This window comes from Pseudomonas sp. FW306-02-D09B (assembly GCF_058782685.1).
The window spans coordinates 19378-41915 of the sequence record NZ_JBYSXY010000013.1 but is presented as its reverse complement, the minus strand read 5'-3'; the positions used below and the strand labels follow the sequence as shown (position 1 = coordinate 41915).

Below are 22538 nucleotides of genomic sequence, written 5' to 3'. Positions count from 1 at the left end.
GAAAGCGCCCAAAGAAAAAGGCTCGTAGCGTTTGCTACGGGCCTTTTGTCTATATCCGGCGGATCTGATGATCAGAACGGAATATCGTCATCAAAGCTGTCGAAATCCGGAGCTGGCTGCGGTGCGGCCTGCTGTGGCGCCGGAGCCGAACGCTGTTGCGGAGCCGACTGCTGCGGACGCGGAGCTTGCTGACGCGGAGCGGATTGCTGGTAGTTGTTACCGCCGCCCTGGCCCTGTTGGTCGCCCTGTGGACGGCCGCCCAGCAGCTGCATGGTACCCTGCATGTCGACCACGATTTCAGTGGTGTAACGCTTGATACCGTCTTTTTCCCACTCGCGGGTTTGCAGCTTGCCTTCGATGTAGACCTGCGAACCTTTACGCAGGTATTCGCCGGCGATTTCCGCAACCTTGCCGAACATCGATACACGGTGCCATTCGGTCTTTTCGACTTTCTGACCGGTTTGCTTGTCGGTCCATTGTTCGCTGGTCGCCAGACTCAGGTTGGTCACGGCGTTACCGTTAGGCAAGTAGCGAACTTCGGGATCCTGGCCGCAAGTGCCGACCAATATGACTTTGTTAACCCCACGGGCCATAACGTTCTCCTAGGCTTCGCACGCGGTCGGGGCCGGGTTGTTGACCAGGCTCTCGAGGGTCGTGCGATCCAATAGTTCGGTGTCCAATTTGATGTAAATGGCCGCTTCATCAGCAACCACCACTGCATCTGTTACCCCAACGACGGCCAGCAGGCGCTCGACCAAACCAGCTTCGCGGATCGCTTCAGGCGATAACGGCAAGCGCAGGCTCGTCACATAGGGAGGTTCACGCATGGTAACAGCAAAGGCCAACCAGAGGGCAGCCAGTCCTGCGCATCCAAGGAACACAGCCGACAGACCGCCATGCTGGAACATCCAGCCGCCCATGATCCCGCCCAGTGCCGATCCGAGGAACTGACTGGTGGAATAAACCCCCATCGCCGTGCCTTTGCCGCCTGCCGGTGAAACCTTGCTGATCAGCGACGGCAACGAAGCTTCGAGCAGATTGAATGCGGTGAAAAACACCACCGTACCAATCACCAGGGCCCGCAAGCTGTCGCCGAACTGCCAGAAGAATAGCTCAGTGAGCATCAGCGTACTGACCGCACCGAGTAAAACTCGTTTCATTTTGCGTTTCTTCTCGCCGTAGATAATGAACGGGATCATGGCGAAGAACGAAATCAGCAGCGCGGTCAGGTACACCCACCAGTGCTGCTCCTTGGGCAATCCGGCTTTTTCGACCAGCGCCAATGGCAACGCGACGAAACTCGACATCAACATCGCGTGCAACACAAAAATGCCCAGGTCCAGGCGCAGCAGGTCCGGATGCTTGAGCGTCGGGATCAGCGCCTGACGGGCAACGCCGGATTCGCGGTGATGCAACGGGCTGGTGGCGCGCGGCACCATGAACATCACGATCACGATGCCAAACAGCGCCATGCCGCCCGTCGCCAGGAACAAGCCGGACAGACCAAAGGCGCGGGTCAGCAGCGGCCCGACCACCATGGCCACGGCGAACGACAGACCGATAGTCATGCCGATCATGGCCATGGCTTTGGTGCGGTGCTGTTCGCGGGTCAGGTCCGACAGCAAGGCCATGACCGCCGCGGAAATCGCCCCGGCGCCTTGCAGGATTCGTCCGGCGATCACACCCCAGATCGAATCGGCATTGGCGGCCAAAACGCTACCGAGGGCGAAGACGATCAGCCCCAGGTAAATCACAGGGCGGCGGCCGATACGGTCGGAAATGATCCCGAACGGAATCTGAAAAATCGCCTGAGTCAGGCCGTAAGCGCCAATCGCCAGACCGATGAGGGCCGGGGTCGCTCCTGCGAGATCCATTCCATAGGTCGCCAACACCGGCAACACCATAAACATGCCAAGCATACGGAAGGCGAACACCAGGGCCAGACCGCTTGCTGCGCGGGTCTCGCCACCACTCATGCGTTCGCTGTGGGGATCGTGCATGGAATAACCTCATGTGAACCGGCGGCGATTCTACCAGTCCCATCGGTTGACGGGGTATAGGGCGACGCTTTGTCGCGAGCCTGCCTCGCGCCGTTGTCAGGCGCCGTTCAGCAAGCGTCATTTGATAGTGTGCATCCATCCAGTATTTGCCCGTATACTCCTACGTTTTCGACGCCCGCCAAGCGAGGCCACCTTGGACAAGATCCTGATTCGTGGGGCTCGAACCCACAACCTGAAGAACATCGACCTGACCCTGCCGCGGGACAAACTGATCGTCATCACCGGTTTGTCCGGGTCCGGCAAGTCTTCCCTGGCATTCGACACGCTGTACGCCGAGGGTCAGCGACGCTATGTCGAGTCGCTGTCGGCCTATGCCCGGCAGTTCCTGTCGATGATGGAAAAGCCTGACGTCGACACCATCGAAGGTCTGTCGCCAGCCATCTCCATCGAACAGAAGTCGACCTCGCACAACCCGCGCTCGACAGTCGGCACCATCACCGAGATCTACGACTACCTGCGCCTGCTTTATGCTCGCGTGGGTATTCCGCGCTGCCCGGATCACGATATTCCACTGGAAGCGCAGACCGTCAGCCAGATGGTCGACCTGGTCCTCGCCGAGCCCGAAGGCAGCAAGTTGATGCTGCTGGCACCGGTGATCCGCGAGCGCAAGGGCGAACACCTTTCGGTCTTCGAAGAACTGCGCGCCCAGGGCTTTGTCCGGGCCCGGGTCAACGGCAAGCTCTTCGAGCTGGACGAACTGCCGAAGCTGGATAAACAGAAGAAGCACTCGATCGATGTCGTGGTCGACCGCTTCAAGGTCCGCGCCGATCTGCAACAGCGGCTGGCCGAGTCGTTCGAGACGGCGCTGAAACTGGCCGACGGAATTGCGCTGGTCGCGCCGATGGACGACGAGCCGGGCGAAGAAATGATCTTCTCCGCGCGCTTCGCCTGCCCGATCTGCGGCCATGCGATCAGCGAACTTGAACCCAAGCTGTTCTCCTTCAACAATCCAGCAGGCGCCTGCCCGACCTGCGACGGCTTGGGGGTTAAGCAGTTCTTCGACATCAAGCGCCTGGTCAATGGCGAGCTGACCCTGGCTGAAGGGGCGATTCGCGGCTGGGACAGGCGTAACGTCTACTACTTCCAGATGCTCGGTTCACTGGCCTCGCATTACGGCTTCAGCCTGGAAGTGCCGTTCAACCAGCTGCCAGCCGATCAGCAGAAGGTCATCCTGCACGGCAGCGGCACGCAGAACGTCGATTTCAAATATTTGAACGACCGTGGCGACATCGTCAAACGCTCGCACCCGTTCGAAGGCATCGTGCCGAACCTGGACCGTCGCTACCGCGAAACCGAGTCCGCTTCGGTGCGCGAAGAACTGGCCAAGTTCCTCAGCACCCAGCCTTGCCCGGATTGCCGCGGTACTCGCCTGCGCCGTGAAGCGCGGCATGTGTGGGTCGGCGAGAAGACACTGCCGGCGGTGACCAACCTGCCGATCGGCGATGCGTCCGATTACTTCGGCACGCTGAAACTGACCGGTCGACGCGGCGAAATTGCCGACAAGATTCTCAAGGAAATCCGCGAGCGCTTGCAGTTCCTGGTCAACGTCGGTCTCGACTATCTGTCGCTGGACCGCAGTGCCGACACGCTGTCTGGCGGTGAAGCACAACGTATTCGTCTGGCCAGCCAGATCGGCGCCGGTCTGGTGGGCGTGCTGTACATTCTCGACGAACCGTCGATTGGCTTGCACCAGCGCGACAACGATCGACTGCTGGGAACGCTCAAGCATCTGCGCGATATCGGCAACACGGTGATCGTGGTCGAGCACGACGAAGATGCGATTCGTCTGGCCGACTATGTAGTGGACATCGGCCCGGGTGCGGGCGTGCACGGTGGTCACATTGTCGCCGAAGGCACCCCGGCCGAAGTCATGGCGCACCCTGACTCGCTGACGGGTAAATACCTGTCCGGCCGCGTGAAAATCGAAGTCCCGGCCAAACGCACAGCACGCAACAAGAAGCTCTCGTTGTCGCTCAAGGGCGCCCGGGGCAATAACTTGCGCGACGTCGACCTGGAGATTCCGATTGGTTTGCTGACCTGCGTGACCGGCGTGTCCGGCTCCGGCAAGTCGACGCTGATCAACAACACCCTGTTCCCGCTCAGCGCGACTGCACTGAATGGTGCAACCACCCTGGAAGCCGCTGCCCACGACAGCATCAAGGGCCTTGAGCATCTGGACAAAGTCGTCGACATCGACCAAAGCCCGATCGGCCGTACGCCACGCTCCAACCCGGCGACCTACACCGGGCTGTTCACACCGATTCGTGAATTGTTTGCCGGCGTGCCGGAGTCCCGCTCACGCGGCTATGGTCCGGGACGTTTCTCCTTCAACGTGAAGGGCGGACGTTGCGAGGCCTGTCAGGGCGATGGCCTGATCAAGGTGGAAATGCACTTTCTGCCGGACATCTATGTCCCGTGCGACGTCTGCAAGAGCAAGCGCTACAACCGCGAAACCCTGGAGATCAAGTACAAGGGCAAGAGCATCCACGAAACGCTGGAAATGACCATCGAAGAAGCCCGAGTGTTTTTCGATGCGGTTCCAGCGCTGGCGCGCAAGCTTCAGACGTTGATGGATGTGGGCTTGTCGTACATCAAGCTGGGGCAATCGGCGACCACCCTGTCGGGCGGTGAAGCCCAGCGGGTCAAGCTGTCCCGCGAGCTGTCCAAGCGCGATACCGGCAAAACCCTGTACATCCTCGACGAGCCGACCACCGGCCTGCACTTCGCGGATATCCAGCAGCTGCTTGATGTACTCCACCGCCTGCGCGATCACGGCAATACCGTGGTGGTGATCGAGCACAACCTGGATGTGATCAAGACTGCTGACTGGCTGGTGGACCTTGGGCCGGAAGGCGGTTCCAAGGGCGGGCAGATTATTGCCGTGGGCACACCGGAGGAAGTCGCCGAGATGAAGCAGTCGCATACCGGTTTCTACCTCAAGCCATTGTTGGAACGCGATCGGGCTTAACGTCCACGCAAGAAAAAGCCCCGGTCACGTCATCTGTGACCGGGGCTTTTTTGTACCTGAGTTGTAGGAGCGCGGCTTGCCGGCGATGGCGTCCTTGAAATCGCCATCGCCAGCAAGCTTGGCTCCTACAAGCCGCTCATAGCATCAGAACTGCGATTGCAGGTAGTTTTCCAGGCCGACCAGTTTGATCAGACCCAACTGCTTCTCCAGCCAGTACGTGTGATCTTCTTCGGTGTCAGCCAATTGAACCCGCAGAATCTCGCGACTGACGTAATCCTTGTGCAACTCGCAGAGTTCGATGCCTTTGCAGAGCGCGGCACGAACTTTATATTCCAGGCGCAAGTCGGCAGCGAGCATCTCAGGCACCGTGGTGCCAACGTCCAGATCGTCCGGGCGCATGCGTGGCGTGCCTTCGAGCATGAGGATTCGGCGCATCAGCGCATCGGCGTGCTGGGCCTCTTCTTCCATCTCGTGATTGATGCGCTCGTAGAGCTCGGTAAAGCCCCAGTCCTCATACATCCGCGAATGGATGAAATATTGATCACGCGCTGCCAGTTCGCCGGTGAGCAACGTGTTGAGGTAATCGATTACGTCTGGGTGGCCTTGCATCGCCCTACATCTCCCTGCTTGAAAGGCTGTAGTTTGAACCAAGCGGACTGATAGGTCACTCGAATAGCGCGATAAAAGCGAAGATACTCCGAGAAAACTAGCTTAAATAACGCAAAAACCGCCCAAATGAGGGCGGTTCTGCTTATCGTTTAGACTTAGTTAAGCTGTACACCCAAGGCCTTTGCGATGCCTTCTCCGTAAGCAGCATCTGCCTTGTAGAAGTGCTGCAGCTGACGCTGAACCACATCACTGGAAACGCCCGACATAGCACCGGCAATGTTGTTGATCAGCAGGGTTTTCTGCTCATCGCTCATCAAGCGGAACAACGCACCGGCGTGGCTGTAGTAATCCGTATCTTCACGGTGATCGTAACGATCGGCCGCGCCGTTCAGGGCCAGTGCTGGCTCTGCGTATTGTGGAGCTTGCTTCGGTGCACCGGCGTAGCTGTTAGGCTCGTAGTTCGGTGTACTGCCACCGTTGCTGCCAAATGCCATGGAGCCATCGCGCTGATAGCTGTTGACCGGGCTGCGCGGCGCATTCACCGGTAACTGCTGGTGATTGGTGCCGACACGGTAGCGGTGGGCATCGGCGTAGGCAAACACTCGACCTTGCAGCATACGGTCTGGCGACAAGCCCACACCCGGCACCATGTTGCTCGGGCCAAACGCCGCTTGCTCGACTTCAGCGAAGTAGTTCTGCGGGTTTCGATTAAGCTCAAGCTCACCGACTTCGATCAGCGGGAATTCCTTCTGCGACCAGGTCTTGGTCACGTCGAACGGGTTCTCGTAATGCGCCGCGGCCTGGGCCTCGGTCATGATCTGGATACATACCCGCCATTTCGGGAAGTCACCGCGTTCGATTGCACCGAACAGGTCGCGTTGAGCGTAATCCGGATCAGTACCTGCCAGGCGTGCAGCTTCTGCCGGCGCCAGGTTCTTGATGCCCTGTTTGGTCTTGTAGTGCCATTTAACCCAGTGACGCTCGCCTTTAGCGCTGATCAGGCTGTAGGTGTGGCTGCCAAAACCGTGCATGTGACGATAGCCATCAGGGATGCCGCGATCCGAGAACAGGATAGTGACCTGGTGCAACGCCTCAGGCGAGTGCGACCAGAAGTCCCACATCATCTGTGCGCTTTTCAGGTTGCTTTGCGGCAAACGTTTTTGGGTGTGGATAAAGTCCGGGAACTTCAACGGATCACGGATGAAGAACACTGGCGTGTTGTTGCCAACGATGTCCCAGTTGCCTTCCTCGGTGTAGAACTTCAGCGCAAAACCACGCGGATCGCGCTCGGTATCTGCTGAGCCGCGCTCGCCGCCCACTGTGGAGAAACGCAGAAAGGTCGGGGTTTGCTTGCCAACGGACTCAAACAGCTTGGCACTGGTGTATTGGGTAATATCGTGGGTAACGGTGAACGTACCGTAAGCACCCGAGCCTTTCGCGTGTACGCGGCGCTCCGGGATGTTTTCACGGTTGAAGTGGGCAAGCTTCTCGATCAGGTGAAAGTCGTCGAGCAGCAGCGGGCCACGAGGGCCAGCGGAACGGGAATTCTGGTTGTCGGCGACGGGCGCGCCACTGGCGGTGGTAAGCGTTTTATTCTGGCTCATGCGATCTCTTCCTGTGTCAGTCTTGGAACTGCCGGCTAATCGGCCTGGAGGGGAGTATTAATCATCCATATGACAGCCACAAATTCATTAATCTGCAGACATCGATAGAAAAATACTAATGATCAACCCACGCATATAGTGCAGACAGGAAAAGGTATGAAGCTTGTACGTAGAGCGCATTTCTTACAGGCACAAAAAACCGGGCACTAGGCCCGGTTTTTCGTTTCAGACTGACGTCTTACTCAGCGGATACAGCTTCACCGCCGACAGCACGATCAACCAACTCGACGTACGCCATAGGCGCGTTGTCGCCAGCGCGGAAACCGCACTTGAGGATGCGCAGGTAGCCACCCTCACGGGTAGCGTAACGCTTGCCCAGGTCGTTGAAGAGCTTACCAACGATAGCTTTCGAACGAGTACGGTCGAAAGCCAGACGGCGGTTAGCCAGGCTGTCTGTCTTGGCCAAAGTGATCAGCGGCTCAGCAACGCGACGCAGTTCTTTAGCTTTTGGCAGTGTAGTTTTGATCAGCTCGTGCTCGAACAGCGACACCGCCATGTTTTGAAACATGGCCTTGCGGTGCGAGCTGGTGCGGCTCAGGTGACGACCACTTTTACGATGACGCATGGTTCATTCCTTACCAAACACAACGTTCGGTGATTACGACGATCAGGCAGTCGCCTTGTCGTCCTTCTTAAGACTTGCAGGCGGCCAGTTGTCGAGGCGCATGCCGAGGGACAGACCGCGGGAGGCCAGAACGTCCTTGATTTCAGTCAAGGATTTCTTGCCAAGGTTCGGAGTCTTCAACAGTTCTACTTCGGTACGCTGAATCAGGTCGCCGATGTAGTAAATGTTTTCCGCCTTAAGGCAGTTAGCCGAACGTACAGTCAGTTCCAGATCGTCAACCGGGCGAAGCAGGATCGGATCGATCTCGTCTTCTTGCTCGATTACCACTGGTTCGCTGTCACCTTTGAGGTCGACGAACGCAGCCAACTGCTGTTGCAGAATGGTTGCAGCGCGGCGGATAGCCTCTTCAGGATCCAGAGTACCGTTGGTTTCCAGATCAATAACCAGCTTGTCCAGGTTAGTACGCTGCTCGACACGGGCGTTTTCCACCACGTATGCGATACGGCGAACCGGGCTGAACGAAGAGTCAAGCTGCAAGCGACCGATGCTGCGGCTTTCGTCTTCATCGCTCTGACGCGAGTCGGCCGGTTCATAACCACGACCACGAGCTACTACTAGCTTCATGTTCAGGGCGCCGTTAGACGCCAGGTTAGCGATTACGTGATCGGGATTAACGATCTCGACATCATGATCCAGCTGAATATCGGCAGCGGTAACCACCCCCGAACCCTTCTTCGACAAGGTCAGCGTAACTTCGTCACGGCCGTGCAGCTTGATAGCCAGACCTTTAAGGTTCAACAGGATTTCAATTACGTCTTCCTGTACACCTTCGATGGCGCTGTACTCGTGGAGCACACCGTCAATCTCGGCCTCGACTACTGCACAGCCGGGCATTGAGGACAACAGGATGCGGCGCAGCGCGTTGCCCAGGGTGTGGCCAAAACCACGCTCGAGAGGCTCGAGAGTGATCTTGGCGCGGGTTGGACTGACAACCTGCACATCAATATGGCGGGGTGTCAGGAACTCATTTACCGAAATCTGCATGGATGCACCTATTTTCTAGCCCTTACTTGGAGTAGAGCTCGACAATCAGGCTTTCGTTGATGTCGGCGGACAGATCACTGCGAGCAGGAACGTTCTTGAAAACGCCCGACTTCTTCTCAGTGTCTACTTCTACCCATTCTACGCGGCCACGTTGGGCACACAGATCGAGAGCTTGGACAATGCGAAGTTGGTTCTTTGCTTTCTCGCGAATCGCGACTACGTCACCAGCACGAACCTGGTAGGACGGAACGTTTACGGTCTGACCGTTAACGCTGACGGATTTGTGCGATACCAGCTGACGGGATTCGGCGCGAGTCGAACCAAAGCCCATACGGTATACAACGTTGTCCAGACGGCATTCGAGCAGCTGCAACAGGTTTTCGCCAGTTGCGCCTTTCTTGCCAGCAGCTTCTTTGTAGTAGCCGCTGAATTGACGCTCGAGAACGCCGTAGATACGACGGACCTTCTGCTTTTCACGCAGTTGGGTGCCGTAATCGGACTGGCGACCGCGGCGTTGGCCGTGGATACCAGGTGCTGCTTCAATGTTGCACTTCGATTCGATCGCGCGCACGCCGCTCTTCAGGAAGAGATCGGTGCCTTCGCGACGAGCGAGTTTGCATTTTGGACCAATGTAACGAGCCATTCTTTACAATCTCCTGGATTACACGCGGCGCTTCTTCGGCGGACGGCACCCGTTGTGCGGGATTGGCGTCACGTCGGTGATGCTGGCGATCTTATAGCCACAGCCGTTCAAAGCACGGACAGCGGACTCACGACCTGGACCTGGACCTTTGACGTTAACGTCGAGGTTTTTCAGGCCATATTCCAGCGCAGCTTGACCAGCACGTTCAGCAGCTACTTGAGCAGCAAACGGGGTGGACTTGCGGGAACCGCGGAAACCCGAACCACCGGAGGTAGCCCAGGAAAGAGCGTTACCTTGACGGTCGGTGATGGTCACGATTGTGTTGTTAAAAGACGCGTGGATGTGGGCGATGCCATCAACCACTGTCTTTTTGACTTTTTTACGAGGACGAGCAGCAGGTTTTGCCATGATTAAATTCCTGTCGATTCGCTGGGGCGATTACTTGCGGATCGGCTTACGCGGACCTTTACGGGTACGCGCGTTGGTCTTGGTACGCTGACCGCGTACTGGCAGACCACGACGATGACGCAGACCGCGATAGCAACCGAGGTCCATCAAGCGCTTGATTTTCATGTTGATTTCGCGACGCAGGTCACCTTCAGTGGTGAACTTCGCCACTTCGCCACGCAGCTGTTCAATCTGCTCGTCGCTCAGATCCTTGATCTTTGCGGCTGGGTTTACCCCAGTCACTGCACAGATCTTCTGTGCAGTTGTGCGACCAACACCATAGATGTAGGTCAGCGAGATAACAGTATGCTTGTTATCTGGAATGTTGACGCCTGCAATACGGGCCATTCAGTGGGACTCCAATTGACAGCTACCTACGCCCCGGAAGCCAAGAAATAGGGCGCGAGATAATATCGCTGTAATAACAAATAATCAACCCAGCAGCGCACTAGCTGCTGGGCTTGAAGCACAATCACACTCAGCCTTGGCGCTGTTTGTGACGCGGTTCCGCGCTGCAAATTACTCGAACAACACCTTCGCGGCGAATAATCTTGCAGTTACGGCACAGCTTTTTCACCGATGCACGAACTTTCATCACCAACTCCTCGAACCTTATGGGTCAGCGCAGCATGCCGCTGCCGTAACCCTTCAGGTTGGCTTTCTTCATCAGGGATTCGTACTGGTGCGAAACGAGGTGCGATTGTACTTGGGACATGAAGTCCATCACAACCACGACCACGATCAGCAACGAGGTCCCGCCAAGGTAGAACGGAACGTTTGCTGCAACCACCAGGAACTGGGGCAACAGGCACACGGCCGTCATATAAAGAGCACCGAACATGGTCAAGCGAGTCAGAACGCCATCAATATAGCGCGCAGACTGCTCACCTGGACGGATACCCGGAATAAAGGCACCGGACTTCTTCAGGTTTTCCGCTACGTCTTTCGGATTGAACATCAACGCCGTATAGAAGAAGCAGAAGAAAATAATCCCTGCACTAAACAGCAGAATATTCAACGGCTGACCAGGAGCGATCGACTGCGAGATGTCCTGCAACCAGCCCATACCTTCAGACTGACCAAACCAGGCACCCAACGAAGCCGGGAACAGCAAAATGCTGCTCGCGAAAATAGCCGGAATAACACCGGCCATGTTCACTTTCAGCGGCAAGTGGCTAGTCTGCGCAGCAAAGACCTTGCGGCCCTGCTGACGCTTGGCGTAGTGAACAGCAATACGACGCTGACCACGCTCAATGAACACCACGAAACCGATAATCGCTACTGCCAGCAAACCGATGGCAACCAAGGCGAAGATGTTGATATCACCCTGACGCGCAGACTCGAAAGACTGCCCGATTGCTCTCGGAAGACCGGCGACGATACCCGAAAAAATCAACATCGAGATACCGTTGCCAACACCACGCTCAGTAATCTGCTCACCCAGCCACATCATGAACATCGCACCAGCCACAAACGTGGATACTGCGACGAAATGGAAGCCAAAGTCACCAGTGAACGCAACGCCCTGCCCCGCCAGGCCAATGGACATGCCAATAGCCTGAACGAGAGCGAGGACGACAGTGCCGTAGCGGGTGTACTGGCTGATCTTGCGACGGCCAGCTTCACCTTCCTTCTTCAACTGCTCCAGCTGCGGGCTGACGGCCGTCATCAGCTGCATGATGATCGATGCCGAAATGTACGGCATGATCCCCAGTGCAAAGATGCTCATCCGCTCCAGCGCGCCGCCGGAAAACATGTTGAACAAGCTAAGAATGGTCCCCTCATTCTGTCGAAACAGGTCTGCGAGTCGGTCCGGGTTGATACCTGGAACCGGGATGTGTGCGCCTATTCGGTAGACGATAATCGCCAGGAACAGAAAACGCAGACGAGCCCAGAGTTCAGACATACCGCCTTTGCCGAGCGCAGAGAGAGCACCTTGCTTAGCCATTTATTCCTCGAACTTGCCGCCAGCTGCTTCGATAGCCGCACGCGCACCTTTGGTGGCGCCGATTCCCTTTCCGATGGTGACAGCGCGAGTAACTTCGCCGGACAGCATGATTTTCACACGCTGAACGTTGACGTTAATTACGTTGGCATCTTTCAGGGACTGCACGGTGACGATGTCGCCTTCCACTTTAGCCAGCTCGGACAAACGCACTTCTGCGCGATCCATGGCTTTCAGGGAAACGAAACCGAACTTCGGCAGGCGACGATGCAGCGGCTGTTGACCGCCTTCAAAGCCTGGAGCAATGGTGCCACCGGAGCGGGAGGTTTGACCTTTGTGACCACGGCCACCAGTCTTACCCAAACCACTACCGATACCACGGCCCGGACGATGCTTTTCGCGACGGGAACCCGGCGCTGGACTCAGATCATTGAGTTTCATCGATTAACCCTCGACACGCAGCATGTAGTAAGCCTTGTTGATCATCCCGCGATTCTCGGGAGTATCCAGTACTTCTACAGTGTGACCGATGCGACGCAGACCCAGACCCTTAACGCACAGTTTGTGGTTAGGGATGCGGCCGGTCATGCTTTTGATCAGCGTTACTTTAACGGTAGCCATGATCAGAAGATCTCCTTGACGCTTTTGCCACGCTTGGCGGCAATGGATTCAGGAGACTGCATAGCTTTCAAACCTTTGAAAGTGGCGTGAACCACGTTTACCGGGTTAGTCGAGCCGTAGCACTTGGCCAGAACGTTCTGAACGCCAGCAACTTCGAGGACAGCACGCATAGCGCCGCCAGCGATGATACCGGTACCTTCAGAAGCAGGCTGCATGTACACCTTCGAAGCGCCGTGAGCGGACTTCATTGCGTACTGCAGAGTGGTGCCGTTCAGATCAACTTGGATCATGTTGCGGCGAGCAGCTTCCATTGCCTTCTGGATCGCAGCAGGCACTTCACGCGACTTGCCACGGCCGAAGCCAACACGCCCTTTACCATCACCAACCACGGTCAACGCGGTGAAAGTGAAGATACGGCCGCCTTTAACGGTTTTGGCTACGCGGTTAACTTGAACCAGCTTCTCGATGTAGCCTTCGTCGCGCTTTTGGTCGTTATTTGACATAACTTAGAACTCCAGCCCAGCTTCACGAGCAGCATCAGCCAGCGCCTTGACGCGGCCGTGGTACTTGAAGCCAGAGCGGTCGAAAGCCACCTGCGAGACGCCAGCGGCTTTAGCACGCGTAGCGACCAGCTGGCCAACCTTAGTGGCCGCGTCGATGTTGCCAGTGGCGCCATCACGCAGTTCTTTATCCAAAGTCGAGGCACTTGCCAGGACTTTGTTGCCGTCGGCCGAAATGACCTGGGCGTAGATGTGCTGCGACGAACGGAACACGCAGAGACGCACGACTTCGAGTTCGTGCATTTTCAGGCGTGCTTTGCGAGCGCGACGCAGTCGAGTAACTTTTTTGTCGGTCATTTGCTATGCCCTACTTCTTCTTGGCTTCTTTACGACGGACGACTTCGTCCGCGTAGCGCACACCTTTGCCTTTGTACGGCTCTGGTGGACGGAAGTCGCGGATCTCGGCGGCCACTTGACCTACCAGCTGCTTATCGATACCCCGGATCAGGATGTCGGTTTGGCTAGGAGTCTCAGCGGTGATGCCTTCCGGCAGTTCGTAATCCACTGGGTGCGAGAAGCCAAGAGCCAGGTTCAGCACTGTGCCTTTTGCTTGCGCTTTGTAACCAACACCGACCAGCTGGAGCTTGCGCTCGAAGCCTTGGCTTACGCCTTGGACCATGTTGTTTACCAACGCACGAGTGGTACCGGCCATTGCGCGAGTTTGTTGATCGCCATTGCGAGCAGCGAAACGCAGCTCACCAGCTTCTTCAACGATCTCAACGGACGAATGGATGTTCAGTTCAAGAGTACCCTTGGCACCCTTCACCGAAAGCTGTTGGCCTGCGAATTTTACTTCGACACCGGCTGGCAGCTTAACGGGGTTCTTAGCGACGCGAGACATGCTTATCCCCCCTTAGAACACAGTGCAAAGAACTTCGCCGCCGACACCGGCAGCGCGCGCAGCACGATCCGTCATCACACCTTTGTTGGTGGAGACGATAGACACACCGAGACCGCCACGAACTTTTGGCAGATCATCGACGGACTTGTACTGACGCAGGCCTGGACGGCTAACGCGCTTCACTTCCTCGATGACCGGACGGCCTTCGAAGTACTTCAGCTCGATGGACAGCAGTGGCTTGATTTCGCTGCTGATCTGATAACCCGCGATGTAACCTTCGTCCTTCAGGACTTTAGCTACAGCCACCTTCAACGTGGAAGACGGCATGCTTACGACGGACTTTTCAGCCATCTGGGCATTACGGATTCGAGTTAGCATGTCCGCTAACGGGTCCTGCATACTCATGGGCTAGACGCTCCTAATACAAAAAAATAAGCCTTGCGGCTACTACCTTCGCCGAGAAACTCCGCACGAAAAAAGCACGGGCTCAGGCGAGCCGGGTATTCTAGACACACCCCACAAATGAATCAAGCCCCAATAGGGGCTTGATTCAAGTTCAAGGTCGCCGGCGGTCAGGTTCTTGCGATCCCGAGCGCCGAGACTTTGATAGTGCTTACCAGCTGGCTTTAACCAGACCAGGTACGTCACCACGCATTGCCGCTTCACGCAGTTTGTTACGGCCAAGGCCGAACTTGCGGTAAACGCCGTGTGGACGACCGGTCAGGCGGCAGCGGTTACGCATGCGCGAAGCGCTTGCGTCACGTGGCTGCTTCTGCAGAGCTACTGTAGCTTCCCAACGCGCTTCTGGACTTGCGTTCAGATCAACGATGATAGCTTTCAGTGCTGCACGCTTTTTGGCGTACTTGGCAACCGTGAGCTGACGCTTCAGCTCGCGGTTTTTCATGCTCATCTTGGCCATTTTCCTACTCCAATCAGTTGCGGAACGGGAATTTGAAAGCACGCAGCAATGCGCGACCTTCGTCATCGTTCTTGGCAGTGGTGGTCAGGGTAATGTCCAGACCGCGGAGAGCATCGATCTTGTCGTAATCGATTTCCGGGAAAATGATCTGCTCTTTTACGCCCATGCTGTAGTTACCACGACCATCGAAGGACTTGGCATTCAGGCCGCGGAAGTCGCGAACCCGAGGCAGGGAGATCGACAGCAGACGATCCAGGAACTCGTACATACGCTCACGGCGCAGGGTCACTTTGACGCCGATCGGCCAACCTTCACGGACTTTAAAGCCAGCGATGGATTTCCGAGCGTAGGTCACAACGACTTTCTGGCCGGTGATCTTTTCCAGGTCAGCAACAGCGTGCTCGATGACTTTTTTGTCGCCGATCGCTTCGCCCAGACCCATGTTCAGGGTGATTTTGGTAACGCGCGGAACTTCCATCACGTTCGAAAGCTTAAGTTCTTCCTTAAGTTTCGGTGCGATTTCCTTCCGGTAAATCTCTTTTAGTCGTGCCATGGTCTTCTACCTAGCAGTGTTCAAGCATCAACCGCTTTTTGGGTCGACTTGAAGACACGAATTTTCTTGCCGTCTTCTACTTTGAAACCAACGCGGTCAGCCTTGTTGGTTTCGCCGTTGAAAATGGCGACGTTGGAAGCGTGCAGTGGCGCTTCTTTTTCGACGATACCGCCTTGTACGCCCGACATCGGGTTAGGCTTGGTATGACGCTTAACCAGGTTCAGACCACCAACGACCAGACGGTCGTCAGCGAGAACCTTAAGCACCTTACCGCGCTTACCTTTGTCTTTGCCGGCGATCACGATGATCTCGTCGTCACGACGAATCTTTTGCATGTCGGATCTCCTTACAGCACTTCTGGGGCGAGCGAGACGATCTTCATGAACTTCTCAGTACGAAGTTCACGGGTCACTGGCCCAAAGATACGGGTGCCGATCGGCTCTTGCTTGTTGTTCAGAAGAACAGCAGCGTTGCCATCAAAGCGGATAATGGAGCCATCAGCACGACGTACGCCGTGACGAGTGCGGACTACAACAGCAGTCATCACTTGGCCTTTTTTCACTTTACCGCGAGGAATTGCTTCCTTGACGGTAACTTTGATGATGTCACCGATACCAGCGTAACGACGATGGGAGCCACCCAGCACCTTGATGCACATAACACGGCGAGCGCCGCTGTTATCGGCCACATCGAGCATGGATTGAGTCTGAATCATATAATTTCTCCGACCCCTAGTCCTTAGACTTCCACAGCGCGTTCGAGAACATCAACCAGTGCCCAAGACTTGGTCTTGGCCAAAGGACGAGTTTCACGAATAGTGACTTTGTCGCCGATGTGGCACTGATTGGTTTCGTCGTGCGCGTGCAGCTTAGTCGAACGCTTAACGTATTTACCGTAGATCGGGTGCTTTACGCGACGCTCGATCAGAACGGTGATGGTCTTGTCCATTTTGTCGCTGACAACACGGCCAGTCAGCGTACGGACGGTTTTTTCGGCTTCAGCCATGATTACTTACCTGCCTGCTGTTTGAGCACAGTCTTCACGCGAGCGATGTCACGCTTAACTTGCCGGAGCAGGTGAGACTGCCCCAACTGGCCAGTTGCTTTCTGCATACGCAGATTGAACTGGTCGCGCAACAGGCCGAGCAGTTGCTCGTTTAGCTGTGGCGCGTCTTTTTCACGAAGTTCATTCGCTTTCATCACATCACCGTCCGTTTAACAAAGGAGGTGGCGAGCGGCAGCTTTGCAGCAGCCAGGGCGAAAGCCTCACGCGCCAGCTCTTCAGAAACGCCCTCGATTTCATACAGGACTTTGCCTGGCTGAATCTGGGCAACCCAGTACTCCACGTTACCCTTACCTTTACCCATCCGAACTTCGAGTGGCTTCTTGGTGACAGGCTTGTCCGGGAATACACGGATCCAGATCTTGCCGCCACGTTTTACGTGACGGGTCAGAGCACGACGCGCTGACTCGATCTGACGAGCGGTGAGACGACCACGAGCAACAGACTTCAGCGCGAACTCGCCGAAGCTGACTTTGCTACCGCGCAATGCCAGACCACGGTTGTGGCCAGTCATCTGCTTGCGGAACTTCGTACGCTTTGGTTGCAACATTTGGCGTACCCCTTACTTAGCAGCTTTTTTACGAGGCGCTGGTGCTTGTGGTTTCAGCTCTTCTTGGCGACCACCAATTACTTCGCCTTTGAAGATCCAAACCTTTACACCGATCACACCGTAGGTGGTGTGAGCTTCGTAGTTGGCATAGTCGATGTCGGCACGCAGGGTGTGCAGTGGCACACGACCTTCGCGATACCATTCAGTACGTGCGATTTCAGCACCGCCGAGACGACCGCTCACTTGGATTTTGATGCCTTTGGCACCAATGCGCATGGCGTTCTGAACAGCGCGCTTCATAGCGCGACGGAACATTACGCGACGCTCCAGCTGCTGAGCTACGCTCTGCGCAACCAGCATACCGTCGAGTTCCGGCTTGCGGATCTCTTCGATATTGATGTGCACAGGCACACCCATTTGCTTGGTCAGGTCCTGACGCAGTTTCTCAACATCTTCACCTTTCTTCCCGATAACGATACCTGGACGAGCGGTGTGGATGGTGATACGTGCAGTTTGGGCCGGACGATGGATATCGATACGGCTTACGGACGCGCTTTTTAGTTTGTCTTGGAGATACTCACGCACCTTCAGATCAGCGAACAAATAGTCCGCATAAGTCCGACCGTCTGCGTACCAGACGGAGGTGTGCTCCTTGACGATTCCCAGGCGAATGCCAATGGGATGTACTTTCTGACCCATCTCTTCGACTCCGTTACTTGTCAGCAACCTTGACAGTGATATGGCAAGACCGCTTGACGATGCGATCAGCACGGCCTTTGGCACGCGGCATGATGCGCTTCAGCGAACGCCCTTCGTTGACGAAAACGGTGCTGACTTTAAGGTCATCAACGTCTGCGCCTTCGTTATGCTCGGCGTTGGCTACGGCCGACTCCAGCACTTTCTTCATGATCTCGGCGGCTTTCTTACTGCTGAAAGCCAACAGGTTGAGCGCTTCGCCCACCTTCTTCCCGCGGATCTGGTCGGCGACCAAGCGGGCTTTCTGGGCGGAGATTCGAGCGCCCGACAACTTAGCGGCTACTTCCATTTCCTAACCCCTTAACGCTTGGCTTTCTTGTCAGCCACGTGCCCACGATATGTGCGGGTACCGGCGAACTCGCCCAGTTTGTGGCCGACCATGTCTTCGTTAACGAGAACTGGGACGTGTTGACGACCGTTGTGTACTGCGATGGTCAGACCGACCATTTGTGGCAGGATCATGGAACGGCGCGACCAGGTTTTAACTGGTTTGCGATCGTTCTTTTCCGCCGCCACTTCGATCTTCTTCAGTAGGTGAAGATCGATAAAAGGACCTTTTTTCAGAGAACGTGGCACTGTCGTATCCCTCTATTTACTTGCGACGACGGACGATCATTTTGTCGGTACGCTTATTACCACGAGTCTTCGCGCCCTTAGTCGGGAAGCCCCATGGCGATACCGGATGACGACCACCAGAGGTACGACCTTCACCACCACCATGTGGGTGGTCAACCGGGTTCATGGCAACACCACGAACGGTTGGGCGAACGCCACGCCAGCGTTTGGCACCAGCTTTACCCAGCGAACGCAGGCTGTGCTCGGAGTTCGAGACTTCGCCCAGGGTCGCACGGCATTCAGCCAGCACTTTACGCATCTCACCAGAACGCAGACGCAGGGTCACGTAGACACCTTCACGAGCGATCAGCTGAGCCGAAGCACCAGCGGAACGAGCGATTTGCGCGCCTTTACCTGGCTTCAATTCGATGCCGTGTACGGTGCTACCAACTGGAATGTTACGCAGTTGCAGAGCGTTGCCCGGCTTGATCGGTGCCAGAGCACCTGCGATCAGCTGGTCGCCAGCGCTCACGCCTTTAGGGGCGATGATGTAGCGACGCTCGCCATCTGCGTACAGCAGCAGAGCGATGTGAGCAGTACGGTTTGGATCGTATTCGATACGCTCGACAGTGGCAGCGATGCCATCTTTGTCGTTACGACGGAAGTCGACCAGACGATAATGCTGCTTATGACCACCACCGATGTGACGAGTGGTAATACGGCCATTGTTGTTACGACCACCAGACTTCGATTTTTTCTCGAGCAGCGGTGCGTGAGGAGCGCCTTTATGCAGCTCCTGGTTGACCACCTTGACCACAAAACGGCGGCCAGGGGAAGTCGGTTTGCATTTAACGATTGCCATGATGCACCCCTTCCTTACTCAGCACTGCTGCTGAAATCGAGATCTTGGCCTGGCTGAAGGGAGATAACTGCCTTCTTCCAGTCATTACGCTTGCCCAGACCGCGAGCAGTGCGCTTGCTCTTACCCAGAACATTCAGGGTAGTAACACGCTCTACTTTCACGCTGAACAGGCTTTCGACGGCCTTCTTGATTTCCAGCTTGGTTGCGTCAGTAGCAACCTTGAAAACGAACTGGCCTTTCTTGTCTGCCAGAACCGTAGCCTTCTCGGAAACGTGCGGGCCAAGCAGAACTTTAAATACGCGTTCCTGGTTCATCCCAGCAGCTCCTCGAATTTCTTCACGGCCGACACGGTGATCAACACCTTGTCGTATGCGATCAGACTAACTGGATCGGAACCTTGCACGTCACGTACATCAACGTGTGGCAGGTTACGAGCAGCCAGGTACAGGTTCTGATCAACAGCATCGGACACGATCAGGACATCAGTCAGACCCATGCCATTCAGCTTGTTCAGCAGATCTTTGGTTTTCGGTGCTTCAACAGCGAAGTCCTGAACCACGACCAGACGATCAGTACGCACCAGCTCAGCAAGGATGGAACGCATTGCTGCGCGATACATCTTCTTGTTCAGCTTTTGGGAGTGATCCTGTGGACGAGCTGCGAAAGTGGTACCGCCGCCGCGCCAGATTGGGCTACGGATAGTACCAGCACGAGCACGGCCAGTACCTTTCTGACGCCATGGGCGCTTACCGCCACCAGAAACGTCGGAACGGGTCTTTTGCTGCTTGCTACCTTGACGGCCGCCAGCCATGTAGGCCACGACTGCCTGGTGAACCAGCGTCTCGTTGAACTCGCCGCCAAATGTCAGTTCGGAAACTTCGATCGCTTGAGCGTCATTTACATTTAATTGCATGTCAGCTTCCCCTTAACCGCGAGCCTTGGCTGCTGGACGTACAACCAGGTTGCCGCCAGTAGCGCCAGGAACAGCGCCCTTGACCAACAACAGATTGCGTTCAGCGTCCACGCGCACTACTTCCAGGGACTGCACGGTCACGCGCTCAGCGCCCATATGACCGGACATTTTTTTGCCCTTGAATACACGACCAGGAGTCTGGCACTGGCCGATAGAGCCTGGGACGCGGTGGGATACGGAGTTACCGTGGGTGTTATCTTGCCCGCGGAAATTCCAACGCTTGATCGTACCCTGGAAGCCTTTACCCTTGGACTGACCGGTTACATCAACCAGTTGACCAGCGGCGAAGATTTCAGCGTTGATCAGATCGCCGGCCTGGTACTCGCCTTCTTCAAGACGGAATTCCATTACGGTACGACCAGCGGCAACGTTCGCTTTAGCGAAGTGGCCAGCCTGAGCAGCTGTTACACGCGAAGCACGACGCTCGCCGACAGTGACTTGCACTGCACGATAGCCATCGGTCTCTTCAGTTTTGAACTGGGTGACGCGATTCGGTTCGATCTCAATGACCGTGACCGGAATGGAGACACCTTCTTCGGTGAAAATACGGGTCATACCGCATTTACGACCGACTACACCAATAGTCATGTTGTAAACCTCATGAGTGTACGGGGCTTTCACCCGCTATGGCCGCCCATTTCAGAGCGTTACACGACTAAGACCGAGTCTTAGCCGAGGCTGATCTGCACTTCCACACCGGCCGCAAGATCAAGCTTCATAAGTGCATCAACGGTTTTATCCGTTGGCTGGACGATGTCCAGAACGCGCTTATGAGTACGGATCTCGTACTGGTCACGCGCGTCTTTGTTGACGTGCGGGGAGACCAGAACGGTGAACCGCTCTTTACGGGTAGGCAGTGGAATTGGACCACGCACTTGAGCACCAGTACGTTTCGCGGTTTCCACGATTTCCTGGGTGGATTGGTCGATCAGGCGATGGTCAAAAGCCTTCAACCTGATACGGATTTGCTGATTTTGCATTGGATTTCAGACTCCGGCTGCTATTCCCAGCGGGCGCAATACGCCCGTTAAAAGGAGGCGCAATTCTATAGACGCCCCAGATAGGTGTCAACCCAATAAAAAAGCCCCCGCTGAGCGGGGGCTTTTTCAAAGCATCGAAGCTAACTCAACGAAGAGCTTACTCGATGATTTTGGCTACGACGCCAGCGCCGACGGTACGACCGCCTTCACGGATAGCGAAACGCAGGCCGTCTTCCATTGCGATGGTTTTGATCAGGGTAACAGTCATCTGAATGTTGTCACCTGGCATTACCATTTCAACGCCTTCTGGCAGCTCGCAGTTACCAGTCACGTCAGTAGTACGGAAGTAGAACTGTGGACGGTAGCCTTTGAAGAACGGAGTGTGACGACCGCCTTCTTCCTTGCTCAGAACATAAACCTCTGCAGTGAACTTGGTGTGCGGCTTAACCGAACCTGGCTTAACCAGAACCTGGCCACGCTCAACGTCGTCACGCTTGGTGCCACGCAGCAGCACGCCGCAGTTCTCGCCAGCACGACCTTCGTCGAGCAGCTTGCGGAACATTTCAACACCGGTGCAGGTGGTGACGGTGGTGTCACGCAGACCAACGATTTCCAGTGGATCCTGAACGCGAACGATACCGCGCTCGATACGACCAGTCACAACAGTACCGCGACCCGAGATCGAGAATACGTCTTCGATTGGCATCAGGAATGGCTTGTCGATAGCACGCTCAGGCTCTGGGATGTAGCTGTCCAGAGTCTCAACCAGCTTCTTGACGGCAGTGGTGCCCATCTCGTTATCGTCCAGACCTTCCAGCGCCATACGGGCAGAGCCGATGATGATTGGAGTGTCGTCGCCCGGGAAGTCGTAAGTGCTCAGCAGATCGCGCACTTCCATCTCAACCAGTTCCAGCAGCTCAGCGTCGTCTACCAGGTCAGCCTTGTTCAGGAAAACCACGATGTACGGAACGCCTACCTGACGGGACAGCAGGATGTGCTCACGGGTTTGTGGCATCGGACCATCAGCGGCCGAGCAAACCAGGATAGCGCCGTCCATTTGAGCAGCACCGGTGATCATGTTCTTCACGTAGTCAGCGTGACCTGGGCAGTCAACGTGAGCGTAGTGACGGATCTTCGAGTTGTACTCAACGTGTGCGGTGTTGATGGTGATACCGCGAGCTTTCTCTTCTGGTGCGCTGTCGATCTTGTCGAAGTCAACACGAGCCGAACCGAAAACTTCGGAGCAGACGCGAGTCAGAGCAGCAGTCAGAGTGGTTTTACCGTGGTCAACGTGACCGATGGTGCCAACGTTGACGTGCGGTAGGGAACGATCAAATTTTTCTTTAGCCACGACAATTAAC

General features: G+C 56.0%; 34 protein-coding genes. 1 reads left to right on the top strand and 33 read right to left on the bottom strand.

What is annotated here, in order from left to right:
• Window positions 1–71 precede the first annotated feature (71 nt).
• Together AC3WK5_RS20700 and AC3WK5_RS20695 are read right to left on the bottom strand one after the other, a co-directional pair.
• Window positions 72–593 carry a single-stranded DNA-binding protein gene (locus tag AC3WK5_RS20700; RefSeq protein WP_053162823.1) on the bottom strand — a complete coding sequence of 174 codons (522 nt, stop codon included), beginning with the start codon at window positions 591–593 and terminating at the stop codon, window positions 72–74.
• A gap of 9 nt (window positions 594–602) precedes the next feature.
• Window positions 603–2000 carry an MFS transporter gene (locus AC3WK5_RS20695; RefSeq protein ID WP_054594273.1) on the bottom strand — a complete coding sequence of 466 codons (1398 nt, stop codon included), beginning with the start codon at window positions 1998–2000 and terminating at the stop codon, window positions 603–605.
• 193 nt (window positions 2001–2193) lie between these two features.
• Between AC3WK5_RS20695 and uvrA the strand changes: the two genes are divergently transcribed.
• The gene (gene uvrA, locus AC3WK5_RS20690; RefSeq protein WP_054594274.1) at window positions 2194–5028 is read left to right on the top strand and encodes an excinuclease ABC subunit UvrA; all 2835 of its coding nucleotides are present in this window, start codon (window positions 2194–2196) and stop codon (window positions 5026–5028) included.
• A 144-nt stretch (window positions 5029–5172) separates the two neighbouring features.
• Here the strand turns inward: uvrA and bfr are convergent, their stop codons facing one another.
• The 31 genes from bfr to tuf form a co-directional block, all read right to left on the bottom strand.
• Window positions 5173–5637 carry a bacterioferritin gene (gene bfr, locus AC3WK5_RS20685; RefSeq protein WP_054594275.1) on the bottom strand — a complete coding sequence of 155 codons (465 nt, stop codon included), beginning with the start codon at window positions 5635–5637 and terminating at the stop codon, window positions 5173–5175.
• A gap of 155 nt (window positions 5638–5792) precedes the next feature.
• Entirely contained in the window at window positions 5793–7241 is a 1449-nt protein-coding gene (locus tag AC3WK5_RS20680) for a catalase (protein WP_103318369.1), read from the bottom strand.
• Between the two features lie 238 nt (window positions 7242–7479).
• Window positions 7480–7866 (bottom strand): 50S ribosomal protein L17, encoded by a 387-nt coding sequence (gene rplQ / locus AC3WK5_RS20675; protein ID WP_007924175.1) that lies wholly within the window; start codon window positions 7864–7866, stop codon window positions 7480–7482.
• Window positions 7867–7908: 42 nt separating this feature from the next.
• On the bottom strand, window positions 7909–8910 hold the full coding sequence (locus tag AC3WK5_RS20670) for a DNA-directed RNA polymerase subunit alpha (protein WP_007924176.1): 1002 nt from the start codon (window positions 8908–8910) through the stop codon (window positions 7909–7911).
• A gap of 22 nt (window positions 8911–8932) precedes the next feature.
• The gene (rpsD, locus tag AC3WK5_RS20665) at window positions 8933–9553 is read right to left on the bottom strand and encodes a 30S ribosomal protein S4 (protein ID WP_003210056.1); all 621 of its coding nucleotides are present in this window, start codon (window positions 9551–9553) and stop codon (window positions 8933–8935) included.
• Between the two features lie 18 nt (window positions 9554–9571).
• Window positions 9572–9961: a 30S ribosomal protein S11 gene (gene rpsK, locus AC3WK5_RS20660; RefSeq protein ID WP_002555466.1), complete on the bottom strand. Its 390-nt coding sequence runs from the start codon at window positions 9959–9961 to the stop codon at window positions 9572–9574.
• Window positions 9962–9991: 30 nt separating this feature from the next.
• On the bottom strand, window positions 9992–10348 hold the full coding sequence (gene rpsM / locus AC3WK5_RS20655) for a 30S ribosomal protein S13 (RefSeq protein WP_003186020.1): 357 nt from the start codon (window positions 10346–10348) through the stop codon (window positions 9992–9994).
• Window positions 10349–10478: 130 nt separating this feature from the next.
• A complete protein-coding gene (gene rpmJ / locus AC3WK5_RS20650) occupies window positions 10479–10595 on the bottom strand; it encodes a 50S ribosomal protein L36 (protein ID WP_002555468.1) in 117 nt (38 codons plus the stop codon).
• Between the two features lie 24 nt (window positions 10596–10619).
• Window positions 10620–11948: a preprotein translocase subunit SecY gene (secY, locus tag AC3WK5_RS20645; RefSeq protein ID WP_003228718.1), complete on the bottom strand. Its 1329-nt coding sequence runs from the start codon at window positions 11946–11948 to the stop codon at window positions 10620–10622.
• Window positions 11949–12386, bottom strand: a complete 438-nt coding sequence (gene rplO / locus AC3WK5_RS20640; protein WP_003228720.1) for a 50S ribosomal protein L15 — start codon at window positions 12384–12386, stop codon at window positions 11949–11951.
• Between the two features lie 3 nt (window positions 12387–12389).
• Entirely contained in the window at window positions 12390–12566 is a 177-nt protein-coding gene (gene rpmD, locus AC3WK5_RS20635) for a 50S ribosomal protein L30 (RefSeq protein ID WP_003186033.1), read from the bottom strand.
• Window positions 12567–12568: 2 nt separating this feature from the next.
• On the bottom strand, window positions 12569–13069 hold the full coding sequence (gene rpsE, locus AC3WK5_RS20630; protein ID WP_003186035.1) for a 30S ribosomal protein S5: 501 nt from the start codon (window positions 13067–13069) through the stop codon (window positions 12569–12571).
• Between the two features lie 3 nt (window positions 13070–13072).
• Window positions 13073–13423, bottom strand: a complete 351-nt coding sequence (gene rplR, locus AC3WK5_RS20625) for a 50S ribosomal protein L18 (RefSeq protein ID WP_003186037.1) — start codon at window positions 13421–13423, stop codon at window positions 13073–13075.
• A gap of 10 nt (window positions 13424–13433) precedes the next feature.
• Entirely contained in the window at window positions 13434–13967 is a 534-nt protein-coding gene (gene rplF, locus AC3WK5_RS20620) for a 50S ribosomal protein L6 (RefSeq protein WP_007896774.1), read from the bottom strand.
• A 12-nt stretch (window positions 13968–13979) separates the two neighbouring features.
• Window positions 13980–14372, bottom strand: coding sequence for a 30S ribosomal protein S8 (gene rpsH, locus AC3WK5_RS20615; protein ID WP_003186040.1), 393 nt, complete (start codon window positions 14370–14372; stop codon window positions 13980–13982).
• Between the two features lie 208 nt (window positions 14373–14580).
• A complete protein-coding gene (gene rpsN / locus AC3WK5_RS20610; protein ID WP_003176414.1) occupies window positions 14581–14886 on the bottom strand; it encodes a 30S ribosomal protein S14 in 306 nt (101 codons plus the stop codon).
• A gap of 13 nt (window positions 14887–14899) precedes the next feature.
• Window positions 14900–15439 carry a 50S ribosomal protein L5 gene (rplE, locus tag AC3WK5_RS20605; protein WP_003210069.1) on the bottom strand — a complete coding sequence of 180 codons (540 nt, stop codon included), beginning with the start codon at window positions 15437–15439 and terminating at the stop codon, window positions 14900–14902.
• A 20-nt stretch (window positions 15440–15459) separates the two neighbouring features.
• Complete coding sequence (gene rplX / locus AC3WK5_RS20600) at window positions 15460–15774, bottom strand: 50S ribosomal protein L24 (RefSeq protein WP_007896770.1); 315 nt, start codon at window positions 15772–15774, stop codon at window positions 15460–15462.
• Window positions 15775–15785: 11 nt separating this feature from the next.
• The gene (rplN, locus tag AC3WK5_RS20595; RefSeq protein ID WP_002555479.1) at window positions 15786–16154 is read right to left on the bottom strand and encodes a 50S ribosomal protein L14; all 369 of its coding nucleotides are present in this window, start codon (window positions 16152–16154) and stop codon (window positions 15786–15788) included.
• A gap of 23 nt (window positions 16155–16177) precedes the next feature.
• The gene (gene rpsQ / locus AC3WK5_RS20590) at window positions 16178–16444 is read right to left on the bottom strand and encodes a 30S ribosomal protein S17 (protein ID WP_003176419.1); all 267 of its coding nucleotides are present in this window, start codon (window positions 16442–16444) and stop codon (window positions 16178–16180) included.
• 2 nt (window positions 16445–16446) lie between these two features.
• The gene (gene rpmC / locus AC3WK5_RS20585) at window positions 16447–16638 is read right to left on the bottom strand and encodes a 50S ribosomal protein L29 (protein WP_008030901.1); all 192 of its coding nucleotides are present in this window, start codon (window positions 16636–16638) and stop codon (window positions 16447–16449) included.
• Window positions 16638–17051, bottom strand: coding sequence for a 50S ribosomal protein L16 (rplP, locus tag AC3WK5_RS20580; protein WP_003186052.1), 414 nt, complete (start codon window positions 17049–17051; stop codon window positions 16638–16640). The genes rpmC and rplP overlap by 1 nt, the downstream gene beginning before the upstream one ends.
• A gap of 12 nt (window positions 17052–17063) precedes the next feature.
• Window positions 17064–17750, bottom strand: a complete 687-nt coding sequence (rpsC, locus tag AC3WK5_RS20575) for a 30S ribosomal protein S3 (protein ID WP_003176422.1) — start codon at window positions 17748–17750, stop codon at window positions 17064–17066.
• Window positions 17751–17763: 13 nt separating this feature from the next.
• Window positions 17764–18096 (bottom strand): 50S ribosomal protein L22, encoded by a 333-nt coding sequence (gene rplV, locus AC3WK5_RS20570; RefSeq protein WP_003103908.1) that lies wholly within the window; start codon window positions 18094–18096, stop codon window positions 17764–17766.
• Between the two features lie 11 nt (window positions 18097–18107).
• Window positions 18108–18383, bottom strand: a complete 276-nt coding sequence (gene rpsS, locus AC3WK5_RS20565; RefSeq protein WP_002555486.1) for a 30S ribosomal protein S19 — start codon at window positions 18381–18383, stop codon at window positions 18108–18110.
• Between the two features lie 16 nt (window positions 18384–18399).
• Complete coding sequence (gene rplB, locus AC3WK5_RS20560) at window positions 18400–19224, bottom strand: 50S ribosomal protein L2 (protein WP_003186055.1); 825 nt, start codon at window positions 19222–19224, stop codon at window positions 18400–18402.
• A gap of 14 nt (window positions 19225–19238) precedes the next feature.
• Window positions 19239–19538, bottom strand: a complete 300-nt coding sequence (rplW, locus tag AC3WK5_RS20555) for a 50S ribosomal protein L23 (RefSeq protein ID WP_002555488.1) — start codon at window positions 19536–19538, stop codon at window positions 19239–19241.
• Window positions 19535–20137, bottom strand: a complete 603-nt coding sequence (gene rplD / locus AC3WK5_RS20550) for a 50S ribosomal protein L4 (protein ID WP_003186057.1) — start codon at window positions 20135–20137, stop codon at window positions 19535–19537. Before rplD ends, rplW begins: the two co-directional genes overlap by 4 nt.
• 12 nt (window positions 20138–20149) lie before the next feature.
• Window positions 20150–20785, bottom strand: a complete 636-nt coding sequence (gene rplC / locus AC3WK5_RS20545; protein ID WP_003186059.1) for a 50S ribosomal protein L3 — start codon at window positions 20783–20785, stop codon at window positions 20150–20152.
• Between the two features lie 80 nt (window positions 20786–20865).
• Window positions 20866–21177, bottom strand: coding sequence for a 30S ribosomal protein S10 (gene rpsJ / locus AC3WK5_RS20540; protein ID WP_003186070.1), 312 nt, complete (start codon window positions 21175–21177; stop codon window positions 20866–20868).
• Between the two features lie 157 nt (window positions 21178–21334).
• Window positions 21335–22528, bottom strand: coding sequence for an elongation factor Tu (gene tuf, locus AC3WK5_RS20535; protein WP_054594277.1), 1194 nt, complete (start codon window positions 22526–22528; stop codon window positions 21335–21337).
• Between the last annotated feature and the right edge of the window lie 10 nt (window positions 22529–22538).

Excerpts from the sequence above, each read along its gene's own strand:
- rpmC (WP_008030901.1), bottom strand. The coding sequence starts at position 16,638 with ATGAAAGCGAATGAACTTCGTGAAAAAGACGCGCCACAGCTAAACGAG.
- rplE (WP_003210069.1), bottom strand. The coding sequence starts at position 15,439 with ATGGCACGACTAAAAGAGATTTACCGGAAGGAAATCGCACCGAAACTT.
- secY (WP_003228718.1), bottom strand. The coding sequence starts at position 11,948 with ATGGCTAAGCAAGGTGCTCTCTCTGCGCTCGGCAAAGGCGGTATGTCT.
- AC3WK5_RS20695 (WP_054594273.1), bottom strand. The coding sequence starts at position 2,000 with ATGCACGATCCCCACAGCGAACGCATGAGTGGTGGCGAGACCCGCGCA.
- rplD (WP_003186057.1), bottom strand. The coding sequence starts at position 20,137 with ATGCAATTAAATGTAAATGACGCTCAAGCGATCGAAGTTTCCGAACTG.
- rpmD (WP_003186033.1), bottom strand. The coding sequence starts at position 12,566 with ATGGCTACCGTTAAAGTAACGCTGATCAAAAGCATGACCGGCCGCATC.
- rpsQ (WP_003176419.1), bottom strand. The coding sequence starts at position 16,444 with ATGGCTGAAGCCGAAAAAACCGTCCGTACGCTGACTGGCCGTGTTGTC.
- rpsE (WP_003186035.1), bottom strand. The coding sequence starts at position 13,069 with ATGTCAAATAACGACCAAAAGCGCGACGAAGGCTACATCGAGAAGCTG.
- rplQ (WP_007924175.1), bottom strand. The coding sequence starts at position 7,866 with ATGCGTCATCGTAAAAGTGGTCGTCACCTGAGCCGCACCAGCTCGCAC.
- rpsM (WP_003186020.1), bottom strand. The coding sequence starts at position 10,348 with ATGGCCCGTATTGCAGGCGTCAACATTCCAGATAACAAGCATACTGTT.
- AC3WK5_RS20680 (WP_103318369.1), bottom strand. The coding sequence starts at position 7,241 with ATGAGCCAGAATAAAACGCTTACCACCGCCAGTGGCGCGCCCGTCGCC.
- rpsC (WP_003176422.1), bottom strand. The coding sequence starts at position 17,750 with ATGGGTCAGAAAGTACATCCCATTGGCATTCGCCTGGGAATCGTCAAG.
- rplR (WP_003186037.1), bottom strand. The coding sequence starts at position 13,423 with ATGACCGACAAAAAAGTTACTCGACTGCGTCGCGCTCGCAAAGCACGC.
- rplX (WP_007896770.1), bottom strand. The coding sequence starts at position 15,774 with ATGCAAAAGATTCGTCGTGACGACGAGATCATCGTGATCGCCGGCAAA.
- rpsN (WP_003176414.1), bottom strand. The coding sequence starts at position 14,886 with ATGGCCAAGATGAGCATGAAAAACCGCGAGCTGAAGCGTCAGCTCACG.
- rpsH (WP_003186040.1), bottom strand. The coding sequence starts at position 14,372 with ATGAGTATGCAGGACCCGTTAGCGGACATGCTAACTCGAATCCGTAAT.
- AC3WK5_RS20670 (WP_007924176.1), bottom strand. The coding sequence starts at position 8,910 with ATGCAGATTTCGGTAAATGAGTTCCTGACACCCCGCCATATTGATGTG.
- bfr (WP_054594275.1), bottom strand. The coding sequence starts at position 5,637 with ATGCAAGGCCACCCAGACGTAATCGATTACCTCAACACGTTGCTCACC.
- rplF (WP_007896774.1), bottom strand. The coding sequence starts at position 13,967 with ATGTCTCGCGTCGCTAAGAACCCCGTTAAGCTGCCAGCCGGTGTCGAA.
- rplC (WP_003186059.1), bottom strand. The coding sequence starts at position 20,785 with ATGACTATTGGTGTAGTCGGTCGTAAATGCGGTATGACCCGTATTTTC.
- AC3WK5_RS20700 (WP_053162823.1), bottom strand. The coding sequence starts at position 593 with ATGGCCCGTGGGGTTAACAAAGTCATATTGGTCGGCACTTGCGGCCAG.
- rplV (WP_003103908.1), bottom strand. The coding sequence starts at position 18,096 with ATGGAAGTAGCCGCTAAGTTGTCGGGCGCTCGAATCTCCGCCCAGAAA.
- rplB (WP_003186055.1), bottom strand. The coding sequence starts at position 19,224 with ATGGCAATCGTTAAATGCAAACCGACTTCCCCTGGCCGCCGTTTTGTG.
- rpmJ (WP_002555468.1), bottom strand. The coding sequence starts at position 10,595 with ATGAAAGTTCGTGCATCGGTGAAAAAGCTGTGCCGTAACTGCAAGATT.
- rpsK (WP_002555466.1), bottom strand. The coding sequence starts at position 9,961 with ATGGCAAAACCTGCTGCTCGTCCTCGTAAAAAAGTCAAAAAGACAGTG.
- rplP (WP_003186052.1), bottom strand. The coding sequence starts at position 17,051 with ATGTTGCAACCAAAGCGTACGAAGTTCCGCAAGCAGATGACTGGCCAC.
- rplW (WP_002555488.1), bottom strand. The coding sequence starts at position 19,538 with ATGAACCAGGAACGCGTATTTAAAGTTCTGCTTGGCCCGCACGTTTCC.
- rpsD (WP_003210056.1), bottom strand. The coding sequence starts at position 9,553 with ATGGCTCGTTACATTGGTCCAAAATGCAAACTCGCTCGTCGCGAAGGC.
- rplO (WP_003228720.1), bottom strand. The coding sequence starts at position 12,386 with ATGAAACTCAATGATCTGAGTCCAGCGCCGGGTTCCCGTCGCGAAAAG.
- rplN (WP_002555479.1), bottom strand. The coding sequence starts at position 16,154 with ATGATTCAGACTCAATCCATGCTCGATGTGGCCGATAACAGCGGCGCT.
- rpsJ (WP_003186070.1), bottom strand. The coding sequence starts at position 21,177 with ATGCAAAATCAGCAAATCCGTATCAGGTTGAAGGCTTTTGACCATCGC.